The organism is Massilia sp. 05N420 (assembly GCF_056397205.1).
Genome location: NZ_JBFTMX010000027.1, coordinates 1 through 10,236, shown reverse-complemented (window position 1 = coordinate 10,236; position 10,236 = coordinate 1). Strand labels below are relative to the sequence as shown.

Genomic DNA, 10,236 nt, shown 5'->3' with positions numbered 1-10,236 from the left:
GCGCACGTCACCTTCCGGATTGCGGGACGATGCTCAGCTCGCGCTCGCGCTTGCGGTAAGCCGGGCTGTTGCGGACCTCGGCGACGGCCTTCCAGATCCGCTCCGCGAGCGCCGGCTGGCGCGCCACGAAATCGTGCGACAGCATCAGGTAATACGGTTTCTCGACCAGCGGCACCGGCCTCACCTCGAGCTGTTCGGCCATCGGGCCGCGCACCAGGCGCACCGCATCGGCGCCGCCCAGCGCCGCCGCATGGATGCGGCCGGAGACCAGCTTCTGCAGCAGTTCGTCGGCACGCTGGCTGCCCTCGTCCACCTGCACGCCCTGGGCGCGCAGGAAGTCGCCCACCGAATAGCCGAGCTGGAAGCCGATCCGCCCGTCGAGGTTCTGGAAGCTTTTGCCGTCCCAGTCGACGCGGCTGCCCTTGCGCCGCACCAGCAGGTAGCGGTCGACATGCATGCGGCGTTCCGTGTCGGCCTGTTGCCCGCCCGGATAGGCGCCCAGCGCCAGCCGCTCCTGCGAGAAGCTGACGGCGAAGGCGCCGCCGACCTGGTTGGCCTTGAGCTGGGCCAGGCAACGCTTCCACGGCATGCTCTGGTAATCGAATTCGACCCCGGTGCGGCGCGCCACCTCGTTCAGCAGTTCGAAGTTCAGGCCGCCGCCGTCGAGGGTCCGCCAGGGCAGTACTTCCTGGCGCTCGAAGCAGAGCGGAATGCCTGGCTTGCCCGCAGCCGCGGCCGGGCCGCCGGCCAGCAGGCTGGAAACGAGGAAGCCGGTGGTGAACGAACGCTGCATGGCGGTGGTCGGATTTGACTCAGGCCGCCTGCACCTGCCGCTGCCGGTGCAGCTCATGCAGCAGCCCGCAGCGCAGGCCGGCATCGGTTTCCAGCAGCGACCGGATCTCCAGCTCCTCCATCAGCGCCAGCAGGATCGCCAGCGCGGCGGCGACGTCGCGCAGCAGCAGGCGGCCAAGTCCGGCCAGCGGGCGTCCGCCGCCGGCATGCTCGAGCACCCGTGCGCCGAGCTGTTCGAGGTCGGCGCGGCTGACACCGTCGGCGCCGGCCGGCGCGCCGCCGTGCGTGCCGTTTTCGCGCGCCAGCCGGGCCAGGGTGCGGACCGTGCCGGAGGCGCCGTACACGCAGTCGCGCGTGCCGGGTGCGTAGTCGGCGGCATGGTCGGCCATGCGCACGCGTGCCGAGGCCACCGCGGCCGCGACAGACACGGCGTCGATGCGGCCGTTGCCGAAGAAAGTCAGGGCCTGGCGCACCGTGCCCAGCGCCACCGAGCCGGCGCGCCGCACGCGCATGCCCTGCCCCAGCGCGAACTGGGTCGAGCCGCCGCCGATGCCCAGCACCAGCGTGCGTGCGCCGGCGGGGGCGGCGCCGGCCACGCCCATCCAGGTGAGGATGGCTTCTTCCTCGCCGGACAGCACCCGCACTTCATGGCCGAGGGCCTGCTGGGCCGCGGGCAGGAACAGATGGGCGTTGCGCGCCATCCGCAAGGTGGAGGTGGCGACCGCGCGTACGGCTTCCAGCTGGCGGGCGCGCAGGCGCTCGCGCAGGCGCGCCACGCACTCGAGGGCGTCGCGCATCGCCTCCTGGCTCAGGCAGCCGCTGGCATCGAGGCCGGCGGCCAGGCGCAGCGGCACGTGCTCGCTCTCCAGTTCCAGCGGGACGCCGTCGCGGTAGCTGGCCACCAGCAGGCGGAAACTGTCGGAACCGAGCACCAGGGCGGCATAGCTTGGCGCGGATGGGTCGGGATAATGGTCGTTCATGGCTGCTCCGGCGAATTGTTCGGCGAGACGATAGCGGGCCCGGATGACGGTTCGATGACAGGCCCGGTCCGCATCGCCTCAGACCTCGGCGGGAACGGCGGGCGCCGGCGGCGCCAGCTCGACGCGGTTGCGTCCCGCCGCCTTGGCGGTGCGCAGGGCTTCGTCGGCGCGCGCGAGCAGGGTCACGCTGCTGTCGTCCGCGCGGATCGTGGTCACGCCGAAGCTCGCGCTCAGGGTGACCATCGCACGCTCGGTCTTGACCGGGGTGGCGGCGATCGCGGCGCGCATGCGCTCGGCGACCATGGCGGCGTCCTGCTCGCTGGTGCGCGGCAGCAGGATCGCGAATTCGACGCCGACCAGGCGCGCCAGCTGGTCGCTGTCGCGCAGCTGGCGCTTGCAGACTTCGAGCAGGCTGCGCAGGACGACGTCGCCGGCCGGGTGGCCGTAGCTGTCGTTGACGCGCTTGAACTGGTCGAAGTCGAACAGCACCAGCGCGGTCGGGGCGCCGGGCCGGCGCGCCAGCGACATCCACGGCGCCAGCACCTTGAAGAAGCCGCGCCGGTTGGTGACGTCCGTCAGGGGGTCGACCACTTCCAGGCGCGCCAGCTGGTCCTCCAGGCTTTCGCGGCCCAGCAGCAGCCAGCCGAAGCCGCCCAGGAGCATCAGCAGGTACAGCGCCGCCGAGTAGAGCTGGCGCAGCAGCTCGTTGCTCATCCAGCCCCAGCCGGACGGCGCCAGCAGCACCAGGGCGCCGCGCATGCCCACCACCAGGGCCAGCAGCGCGGTCGCCAGCGCCAGGAAGCGGCGCAGCATCGAGGCCCCGGCCCAGCCGCGCGCCAGGGCGCCGGCGGCCGACAGATAAAAGGCGCCGAGGATCAGCGAGGATGCCAGCGCACGCAGGCCGATCTCGTCGATCCAGTAGCACAACAGGAAGACCACCAGCGCCAGCCCCAGCGCCGGGGTGGTGATGCTGCGCCAGCGCCGTCCGCCGGCGCGTTCCCACAGCGCCCCCGCTTCCCAGGCCACGCCGGCGATCACCAGGGCGTAGGCTACCGGCAAGGCCAGCCGCTCGGGCACCACGTTGGCGCCGCCGATCGCCAGCAGCAGCCAGCCGGCCGCCTGCATCTGGCGCGACCAGCCCCAGGTCGACAGGGCCGCCGGACGGCCATTTCCATGTTCGAAGAAAAACAGTGCGGCGCAGATGGCCAGGTTACCGAGGGCCAGGGCGAGGACGATGGTGGTCGAATCCATGGCCGCCTCAGATCTCGTGGACCACGGCGGCGGTGCCGTCGCCGACCTTGCTGGCCCAGGCCCGCGCCCAGTACTGCATCTGGGTTTCGCTCGGGGCTTCGTGCCAGAACACGATCAGGGTGCCCTTGTGGTCGTGCAGCTGGTTCAGCTTCTCGACGAAGCCGCCGTCGCCATCCACGTCGGCCAGCGCCATCGCGTAGCCATAGACGCGGTCGAGCCGCTCGATACGGTCGGGCTCGGTCTGGCTGTTGGTGGCGGTGATGGTGGGATGGTCCAGGAACATGAGGTCTCCGTGAGGCTGCGGCGGCCAGCTTATCAGAAACTTATCCTCTGCAACAAGCCGGACCGGACTCGCCGCGATCCGCATCGTATACTGCCGGCCATGCCGAATCATTCGAAGCCGCTGGTCCGCACCGAGGGCGACCGCCGTACACTGGAGTTCACGCCGGGCGACATCCAGAGCGCGATGCGGCTGTCGCGCCCGCACGCGCTGGTGCTCTCCTATGCGCGCGCCATGATGTGCTTTCCGCTGTTCATGCCCCACCCCGGCCACATCCTGATGGTCGGCCTGGGCGGCGGATCGATGGCCACGTACTGCCGGCGCCGGTTTCCGGACTGCCGCATCACCGTGCTCGAACTGCGCGCCGACGTGATCGCCCTGCGCGAGCACTTCCTGGTGCCGCCCGACGACGAGCGCTTCAGCGTGATCCATGCCGATGCCGCCGAATGGATGGCCGCCGCGGCCCGCGCCGGCGGCGCGATCGCCGACGTGATCGTGGTCGACGGCTTCGACGCCGCCGGGCTGCCGCCGGCCCTGTCCAGCCGCCGCTTCTATGAGGATTGCCGGCGCCTCCTGCGGCCGGACGGGGTGCTGGTGGCAAATGTCTTCAGCTACGACCCGCGCCGCGCCGACGTGCTGGACGCCCTGGACCGGGCCTTCGACGACCGCACCTGCCGGCTCGACAAGGTGGCCGGCAACAACCACATCCTGTTTGCCGCCGCCAGCGACGCTGGACACGCGGCGCGTGTGCTGCGGCGCCCGCCATTATTGAACCGTCTATGCATACGCCTCAACCTTATTCGGATGGCATGGCGCAGTGTTTTGGGCTAGCCACACCTGGGTCCGCTACTTGCTTCTGAGAGACAATTTGTTTGCGGAAACAAGCCTTTCTGTGACAAACTTGGCCCCGCCCACATGCCTTTGAGCAAGTAATTTCACTATAGGACTTTGGATGCCGCGTCGACGACTGCAGCTTTCGCTTACGCTTGCGGCGGCCCTCACGCTTGGGGGCGGCCTCGTCACGACCGCCGTGCTGACGGCAGCGGTCAACCAGCTCGAGATCGACAACCGGACCCTCGCCTTCGAACAGGGCGCGACCGTGCGCGTGGCCGCCCTGCGCCAGGGCATGGACGAGGCGGTCGAAGTCCTGAACGTCACCAACCAGCTGTTCGCCACCGTGCAGCCGGTGACGCGCTCGCAGTTCCGCGATTTCACCAATCCGCTGCTGCTGCGTAATCCCTACATCAAGGCCTTCAACTTCCACCGCGCGGTCGAGGACAGCGAACGCGCCGCCTTCGAAGCCGAGCTGCAGCGGGTGCGCCCCGGCACCGTCCTGCACGAGATGCAGGACGGCCGCCTGGTGCCGGCGCCGCGCCGGCCGCGCTACAACGTGGTCGACTACCTCGAGCCGATGCAAGGCAACGAGCCGGCCTTCGGCCTGAACGTGGGCGTGAACAATGAAGTGGCGCGGGCCCTGGCGCGCGCCCATGCCAGCGGACACGCGGCCGCCACCGGCCTGCTGAACCTGGCCCAGGACCCGGGCGGCAGGCCCAGCTTCGAGGTGGTGATGCCGGTCTACGGCCCGGCCGGCCGCCTGCTGGGCGACACCGCCGCCGTGCTCGACGTGCAGACCCTGGCACGCTCCACCCTGGCGCGCGCCGGCCTGCTGGAAGACCGCAGCATGCTGCTCAAGCTCTATATCGGCGCCCGCTCCCTCCCCGCCGCGATGGTCTACGCCAACCACGACGAACGCGAGGCCGCCGCGCCCGAGCTGCCGCCGATGCGCTGGCTGGCGCGCGCCGGTGCGCGCTCGCTCGACCATTTCGTGGCCGCCGGCCAGACCTGGACCGTGGAAGCCGCCGCCGCGCCCAAGCCCTATCTGGCCGACCACCTGGCCTCGTCGCTGCTGCTGGCCGGCGGGCTGCTGTCCACCCTGCTGCTGACCGCTTTCGTGCAGGCCGCCGGCCAGCGCGCGCGCAAGGTGCAGGAACTGGTGCGCGAGCGCACCGCCGACCTCAAACTCACCAACCAGCGCCTGATCGACGACGTACTGGCCCGCAAGCGCACCGAAAAGGCGCTGCAGGAAAGCGAGCAGCGCTTCCGCCAGCTGGTGGCGATGTCCTCCGACTGGTACTGGGAACAGGACGAGCAGCTGCGCTTCGTCGCCATGACCGGCCACTTCACGGAAAAATCCGGCATCGCCGTCGAGCGCCTCCTGGGCAAGACGCGCTGGGAATTCGTGTCAGGCATGGCGGACAACGAATCGGGACGCGAACACCTGGCCGCCATCCAGGCGCGCGAACCCTTCAAGAACCTGGAATACCGCGCCCTCGACGACAACGGCGAGGAGCGCTGGTTCTGCGTCAGCGGCCAGCCGATGTTCGACGACAACGGCCGCTTCACGGGCTACCGCGGCACCGGCAGCGACATCACGGCGCGCAAGATCACCGAGCAGCGCGTGCACCACGTGGCCCAGCACGACGTGCTGACCGGCCTGCCCAACCGTTCGCTGCTGCAGGACCGCCTGGGCCAGGCGGTGGCCTATGCGACCCGCAGCGGCCATCCGGTGTGGGTGATGCTGATCGACCTGGACCGCTTCAAGTTCGTCAACGACAGCATGGGCCACAAGGCCGGCGACGTGCTCCTGATGACGGTGGCGGCGCGACTGCGCGGCTCGCTGCGCGACACCGACACCGTGGCCCGCCTGTCGGGCGACGAATTCGTGGTGATCCTGTCGCAGCACGAAGACCAGCCGCTGACCAGCGACATCGTGCAGCGGGTGATGGATTCGGTGGCCCAGCCGGTCATGCTGGGGCCGAAGGAATTCTTCGTCACCTGCAGCATCGGGGTGGCGGCCTATCCGAGCGACGGCACGTCGGCCGAGAACCTGATCGAGCACGCCGACATCGCGATGTACCGCGCCAAGAAGCTGGGCCGCAACAACTTCCAGTTCTATACGCCGGCGATGAACGAGGAATCGCTGGAGCGGGTGCGCATCGAGAGCGCGCTGCGCAATGCGCTGGAGCGCAACGAATTCGTGCTGCACTACCAGCCGCAGGTGGACCTGAAGACCGGTCAGATCGTCGGCATGGAGGCCTTGATCCGCTGGAAGCATCCGGAGCTGGGCATGGTGCCGCCCTCGCGCTTCGTCGGCGTGGCCGAGGACACCGGCCTGATCGTGCCGATCGGCGCCTGGGTGATGCGCACCGCGGCCGCCCAGAACAAGATCTGGCAGGACGCGGGCCTGGGCAAGCTGAGGGTGGCGGTGAACCTGTCGGCGCGCCAGTTCAGCGCGACCGACCTGGTGCCGGGCATCGAACAGGTGCTGATCGACACCGGACTCGATCCCGCCTGCCTGGAGCTGGAGCTGACCGAAAGCCTGTTCATGAGCGACGTCACGCCGGCGGTGGAGCTGCTGCACCGCATGAAGGCGCTGGGCGTGAAGCTCTCGATCGACGATTTCGGCACCGGCTACTCGAGCTTCTCCTACCTGTCGCGCTTCCCGATCGACGTGCTGAAGATCGACCGTTCCTTCGTGAACGACATCAGCCACGATGCCAACGATGCCGCGATCGTCGCCTCCATCATCGCGCTGGCGCACAACCTGCGCCTGTCGGTGATCGCCGAGGGCGTGGAGACGGCCGAGCAGCTCGACTACCTGCGCCACCAGGGCTGCGACGAAATGCAGGGGTATTACTTCTCGCGTCCGCTGCCGGCCCACGAATTCGAACAACTGCTGCGCCAGCGCCGCGGCCTGGCGGCCTTCGACGATGAGCCGCAAGCCGCGGTGGCCTGACGATTACATCACAATTGCATCGTTCTGCATGAACAAAGGCCGCTAAGGCCTTGTATTCTTTGTTTTATCTGAAATTTTTTGTGGCAGAAATAATATCGTTCCCATACAATAGTAGTGAACGTTTGGCAATAATGCCGTGCGCATAATAACGAGGGATGATATGAACTACGAGACTGGCGGACTGGGCGCCATCGAGAGCGTGGCCGACCGCAGGCCGCGTACCGACATGCGTACCCGCGACCTGGTCAACCAGGCGGTAGCATCGATCCCGACCCTGGGCCTGCAGCGCGCCGCCGAATTCCTGGCGGCGATGAACGTGCCGGCCGAAATCGCGGTGCGCACCCTGGTGTATCCGCACCGCCGCCGTTCGAACTGATTTCGCCGCGCTTATTTGCGTGCTTATTTGCGTGGATCCTGGGCGCTGATGTCGGCCAAAGATTCGCGGCCGCGTTCGGTGAGTTCGTAGCCGCCGCCTTCCAGTGCGGCGATGTGCGACTTGCGGCTCAGGAACTGCACCACATCCTCATCCAGTGCGCTCGCCGGATCCTGCTGCAGCGCGCGCAGCGCTTCGATACAGCGCTTCAGAAATAGCACTTCCTGCCCCTTCGGGCTCAAGGAAAGGCTGCCGTTCTTCCCATACTGCACCAGTTTCAGGCCGGACAGGCGTTTGGCGTTGCGGCCGACGCAGGCATTCACCCGGTCGTTGCGGGCACCGCGCCGGATGAATTCGAGGGCGTCGTATTCGTCGCCCGTCAGTTTCTCATTCTTCATTCAGACTTTCATTGGGAGCAAAGGTCGCCATGGTAAGGCGGCCCGGGTTCTCCCGCAACTTCCGCTTGATTTACCTGAGCACGCACACGGCCGTCCACACCAGGCCGGCCCCGGCCAGCGCGCCCAGCGCCAGCGCCGCCTGCATGCGTCGCGAGCCCAGCAGCGAGCTTCTTCCGAGATAGATCTTGTTGTATAAGGTGCTGCCCATGCTGTCCTCCCCGAGAGTGATTGACCGATGGACCATTATAGAAAGTTTCCTTGAGGCACTATGTGCGCCCGCATACATAGTGTCGATTTTGTATCGATAAAGCAACACGCCGTGGGCGCCTATCGAGCGCCGGAGGGTGCGGCTGGCTGCTAGGATGATCTCAACGCGACAACCCGCCAACACAAGGAGAGCACCATGAACACTTCCATCCCCAAGCCGGACCCAGCCGCAAAAGGGCCGCCGATGATGCACGAAGGCGACATCGGCAGCGGCGAGATCACGCCGGGCCAGCACGAAACCAATGAGATGATCAAGGAGATCCCGCCGCTGCCGCAGCGTTCCGCGCCGCCTTTCGGCGGCGCCCAGCAGGATACCGGCGACGCCGGCAATCAGCAGGGCAAGCCGGGCAAGCCCTGATACCGGGCGCCCTGGCCGGCCTTGATCGGCGGCTGGGGMATCCCGGGTTCTTCGACCGGCGCGCGGGACGGCGCCGGCACGTCGTCAGGATCCGGACTCGGCTGCGGAGGCGGCTGGTCCGGGTCGGTCGGATCCGGCGTGGTGTGGGCGCGCAGGGCCGGCATCAGCTCGCGTTCCACCATGCTAGTAGCTACCGGAATCGCTCCCATCATCGCGATTCCTTTTGCTTCGCGCCGCCGCCGGCGCCCTTCCCTTTACCGGCCTTGACGGTGGTTTTCTCGTTATGGCTGCTCTTGTCCGGATTCACGCCGGCACGGCGCTTGGCCAGATCCTCTTCCGAATCGTTGGCCGACTGCTTGTTCTGGTTGCCGCTGGATTTCGATTGGGTCATAGCAATTCTCCTCGAGTGAACACGTGATGAACGGTTGACGTTTTCGCGCAGCCTAGCACGTTGGAACGGGGCCGGCTTTCAATCGTGCGCGGTGTTGGTATGATGGCGTTCTTGCCGTTTTTACACTGGATGATCGCCCCCATGCTGCGCCTGCTCCCCGCCGCCTTCGCCCTCGTCTGCGCCGCCGCCGGCGCCGCGCCGCCAAAACCGATGACCCTGGCCGACTACATGGCCCTGAAGGGGCCGGTTCCTAACGCCACCTTCGCCTACGGCAGCGCGCCTTCGCAGTACGCGGAACTCTACGTGCCGGGCGGCCCCGGTCCCTTCCCGGTGGCGGTGCTGGTGCACGGCGGCTGCTGGACCAAGGAATTCGGCGGCGTCATTCAGCTGCGCAACCTGGCGGCGGCGCTGGCCGAGCGCGGCATCGCTTCCTGGAACGTCGAATACCGCCGCGTCGACGAGGCCGGCGGCGGCTATCCGGGCACCTACCAGGACATGAACGCGGCCCTGGCCATGCTGGCCCAGCAGGCGCGCCGCTATCCGCTCGACCTGAACCGCCTGGTCGCGGTCGGCCACTCGGCCGGCGGCCAGCTGGTGCAATGGATGGCGGGCCGGCCGCGCATCCCGGACACCAGCCCGCTCTACCAGCCCGATCCGCTGCCAGTGAAGAAGGTGGTGAGCCTGGGCGGCCTGGCCGACCTGCGCCGCGAGCAGGCCCTGATCAAGTCCAGCTGCGACCGCGAGATCGGCCAGCTGACCGGCGCGCCCAGCGACAAGCGCCCCGACGTCTTCGCCGACACGAATGCCGGTGACCTGCTGCCCAACGGCAGCCACACCATCCTCGTGACGGGCGAGCTGGACCGCATCTCGCCGCCGCGCGTGGCGAAGGACTTCGCCGCCCGCGCCCGCGCCGCTGGCGACGCCGCCGAGGTCGTGATCCTGCCCGGCGCCAGTCACTACGACGAGGTCGCGGCCAGCTCGCATTCCTGGCCGCTGGTGCTGCGGGCGATCGAGTCGGCCCTGGCCCGCTAGTCCACCTGAGCGTTCAGGCGTTTCGCCAGGCGCTGCTCGACTTCCACGTCGCCCACCGGCACGGCGACGCAGGGCAGGATGTAGCCTTCCCTCTTCTCGTCGAAAGACAGGCCCGGCCACTCGACCAGGTAGCGCACGCTGCCGCTCGCCAGGCGGCAGATGCAGGTGCGGCAGGTGCCGTTGCGGCAGGAGCTCGGCAAGTCGATGCCGGCCTGTTCGGCGGCGTGCAGGATGGTCGTGTCCGCCGGTGCGTGGACGGTCCAGCCGGCGGGCTGGAAGGTGATCGTGGCGTCGCTCATGATGCTGCCGATTGTACCT

The 10,236-nt window shown here is 68.2% G+C and carries 14 protein-coding genes; 5 read left to right on the top strand and 9 right to left on the bottom strand.

Annotated elements, in window-relative coordinates; genetic code table 11:
• Positions 1-7 precede the first annotated feature (7 nt).
• The 4 genes from AC1DIX_RS17770 to AC1DIX_RS17755 all read right to left on the bottom strand — a co-directional run bounded on the left by AC1DIX_RS17770 (position 8) and on the right by AC1DIX_RS17755 (position 3,306).
• On the bottom strand, positions 8-793 hold the full coding sequence (locus AC1DIX_RS17770) for a substrate-binding periplasmic protein (protein WP_477326144.1): 786 nt from the start codon (positions 791-793) through the stop codon (positions 8-10).
• Positions 794-812: 19 nt separating this feature from the next.
• Entirely contained in the window at positions 813-1,772 is a 960-nt protein-coding gene (locus AC1DIX_RS17765) for a Ppx/GppA phosphatase family protein (RefSeq protein WP_477326142.1), read from the bottom strand.
• 78 nt (positions 1,773-1,850) lie between these two features.
• A complete protein-coding gene (locus tag AC1DIX_RS17760) occupies positions 1,851-3,023 on the bottom strand; it encodes a GGDEF domain-containing protein (RefSeq protein ID WP_477326140.1) in 1,173 nt (390 codons plus the stop codon).
• A 7-nt stretch (positions 3,024-3,030) separates the two neighbouring features.
• Complete coding sequence (locus tag AC1DIX_RS17755; RefSeq protein WP_477326138.1) at positions 3,031-3,306, bottom strand: hypothetical protein; 276 nt, start codon at positions 3,304-3,306, stop codon at positions 3,031-3,033.
• 99 nt (positions 3,307-3,405) lie between these two features.
• Between AC1DIX_RS17755 and AC1DIX_RS17750 the strand changes: the two genes are divergently transcribed.
• The 3 genes from AC1DIX_RS17750 to AC1DIX_RS17740 all read left to right on the top strand — a co-directional run bounded on the left by AC1DIX_RS17750 (position 3,406) and on the right by AC1DIX_RS17740 (position 7,475).
• Positions 3,406-4,134: a spermine/spermidine synthase domain-containing protein gene (locus AC1DIX_RS17750; RefSeq protein WP_477326136.1), complete on the top strand. Its 729-nt coding sequence runs from the start codon at positions 3,406-3,408 to the stop codon at positions 4,132-4,134.
• Positions 4,135-4,255: 121 nt separating this feature from the next.
• Positions 4,256-7,099: a bifunctional diguanylate cyclase/phosphodiesterase gene (locus AC1DIX_RS17745; protein WP_477326134.1), complete on the top strand. Its 2,844-nt coding sequence runs from the start codon at positions 4,256-4,258 to the stop codon at positions 7,097-7,099.
• A gap of 160 nt (positions 7,100-7,259) precedes the next feature.
• The gene (locus AC1DIX_RS17740) at positions 7,260-7,475 is read left to right on the top strand and encodes a hypothetical protein (protein WP_442123200.1); all 216 of its coding nucleotides are present in this window, start codon (positions 7,260-7,262) and stop codon (positions 7,473-7,475) included.
• A 23-nt stretch (positions 7,476-7,498) separates the two neighbouring features.
• Here the strand turns inward: AC1DIX_RS17740 and AC1DIX_RS17735 are convergent, their stop codons facing one another.
• Together AC1DIX_RS17735 and AC1DIX_RS17730 are read right to left on the bottom strand one after the other, a co-directional pair.
• Positions 7,499-7,870 carry a hypothetical protein gene (locus tag AC1DIX_RS17735; RefSeq protein WP_442123201.1) on the bottom strand — a complete coding sequence of 124 codons (372 nt, stop codon included), beginning with the start codon at positions 7,868-7,870 and terminating at the stop codon, positions 7,499-7,501.
• A 70-nt stretch (positions 7,871-7,940) separates the two neighbouring features.
• Positions 7,941-8,078 (bottom strand): hypothetical protein, encoded by a 138-nt coding sequence (locus tag AC1DIX_RS17730; protein ID WP_442123202.1) that lies wholly within the window; start codon positions 8,076-8,078, stop codon positions 7,941-7,943.
• A gap of 195 nt (positions 8,079-8,273) precedes the next feature.
• Here AC1DIX_RS17730 and AC1DIX_RS17725 point away from each other — a divergent pair, with 195 nt between their 5' ends.
• Positions 8,274-8,495, top strand: a complete 222-nt coding sequence (locus AC1DIX_RS17725) for a hypothetical protein (RefSeq protein WP_477326132.1) — start codon at positions 8,274-8,276, stop codon at positions 8,493-8,495.
• On the opposite strand, the gene AC1DIX_RS17720 is transcribed toward AC1DIX_RS17725, so the two are convergent.
• Together AC1DIX_RS17720 and AC1DIX_RS17715 are read right to left on the bottom strand one after the other, a co-directional pair.
• Positions 8,468-8,707 (bottom strand): hypothetical protein, encoded by a 240-nt coding sequence (locus AC1DIX_RS17720; RefSeq protein WP_477326130.1) that lies wholly within the window; start codon positions 8,705-8,707, stop codon positions 8,468-8,470. The two genes, AC1DIX_RS17725 and AC1DIX_RS17720, sit on opposite strands and share 28 nt — an antisense overlap.
• Entirely contained in the window at positions 8,704-8,886 is a 183-nt protein-coding gene (locus tag AC1DIX_RS17715; RefSeq protein WP_442123205.1) for a hypothetical protein, read from the bottom strand. Before AC1DIX_RS17715 ends, AC1DIX_RS17720 begins: the two co-directional genes overlap by 4 nt.
• Before the next feature lie 141 nt (positions 8,887-9,027).
• Here AC1DIX_RS17715 and AC1DIX_RS17710 point away from each other — a divergent pair, with 141 nt between their 5' ends.
• Positions 9,028-9,918, top strand: coding sequence for an alpha/beta hydrolase family protein (locus tag AC1DIX_RS17710; RefSeq protein ID WP_477326128.1), 891 nt, complete (start codon positions 9,028-9,030; stop codon positions 9,916-9,918).
• Here AC1DIX_RS17710 and AC1DIX_RS17705 read toward each other — a convergent pair.
• On the bottom strand, positions 9,915-10,217 hold the full coding sequence (locus AC1DIX_RS17705; RefSeq protein ID WP_477326222.1) for a 2Fe-2S iron-sulfur cluster-binding protein: 303 nt from the start codon (positions 10,215-10,217) through the stop codon (positions 9,915-9,917). The two genes, AC1DIX_RS17710 and AC1DIX_RS17705, sit on opposite strands and share 4 nt — an antisense overlap.
• Between the last annotated feature and the right edge of the window lie 19 nt (positions 10,218-10,236).

What these genes read in the sequence shown, in the direction of transcription:
- AC1DIX_RS17745 (WP_477326134.1), top strand. Translation starts at nt 4,256, where the DNA reads ATGCCGCGTCGACGACTGCAGCTTTCGCTTACGCTTGCGGCGGCCCTC.
- AC1DIX_RS17715 (WP_442123205.1), bottom strand. Translation starts at nt 8,886, where the DNA reads ATGACCCAATCGAAATCCAGCGGCAACCAGAACAAGCAGTCGGCCAAC.
- AC1DIX_RS17760 (WP_477326140.1), bottom strand. Translation starts at nt 3,023, where the DNA reads ATGGATTCGACCACCATCGTCCTCGCCCTGGCCCTCGGTAACCTGGCC.
- AC1DIX_RS17755 (WP_477326138.1), bottom strand. Translation starts at nt 3,306, where the DNA reads ATGTTCCTGGACCATCCCACCATCACCGCCACCAACAGCCAGACCGAG.
- AC1DIX_RS17740 (WP_442123200.1), top strand. Translation starts at nt 7,260, where the DNA reads ATGAACTACGAGACTGGCGGACTGGGCGCCATCGAGAGCGTGGCCGAC.
- AC1DIX_RS17750 (WP_477326136.1), top strand. Translation starts at nt 3,406, where the DNA reads ATGCCGAATCATTCGAAGCCGCTGGTCCGCACCGAGGGCGACCGCCGT.
- AC1DIX_RS17725 (WP_477326132.1), top strand. Translation starts at nt 8,274, where the DNA reads ATGAACACTTCCATCCCCAAGCCGGACCCAGCCGCAAAAGGGCCGCCG.
- AC1DIX_RS17735 (WP_442123201.1), bottom strand. Translation starts at nt 7,870, where the DNA reads ATGAAGAATGAGAAACTGACGGGCGACGAATACGACGCCCTCGAATTC.
- AC1DIX_RS17770 (WP_477326144.1), bottom strand. Translation starts at nt 793, where the DNA reads ATGCAGCGTTCGTTCACCACCGGCTTCCTCGTTTCCAGCCTGCTGGCC.
- AC1DIX_RS17730 (WP_442123202.1), bottom strand. Translation starts at nt 8,078, where the DNA reads ATGGGCAGCACCTTATACAACAAGATCTATCTCGGAAGAAGCTCGCTG.
- AC1DIX_RS17710 (WP_477326128.1), top strand. Translation starts at nt 9,028, where the DNA reads ATGCTGCGCCTGCTCCCCGCCGCCTTCGCCCTCGTCTGCGCCGCCGCC.
- AC1DIX_RS17765 (WP_477326142.1), bottom strand. Translation starts at nt 1,772, where the DNA reads ATGAACGACCATTATCCCGACCCATCCGCGCCAAGCTATGCCGCCCTG.
- AC1DIX_RS17705 (WP_477326222.1), bottom strand. Translation starts at nt 10,217, where the DNA reads ATGAGCGACGCCACGATCACCTTCCAGCCCGCCGGCTGGACCGTCCAC.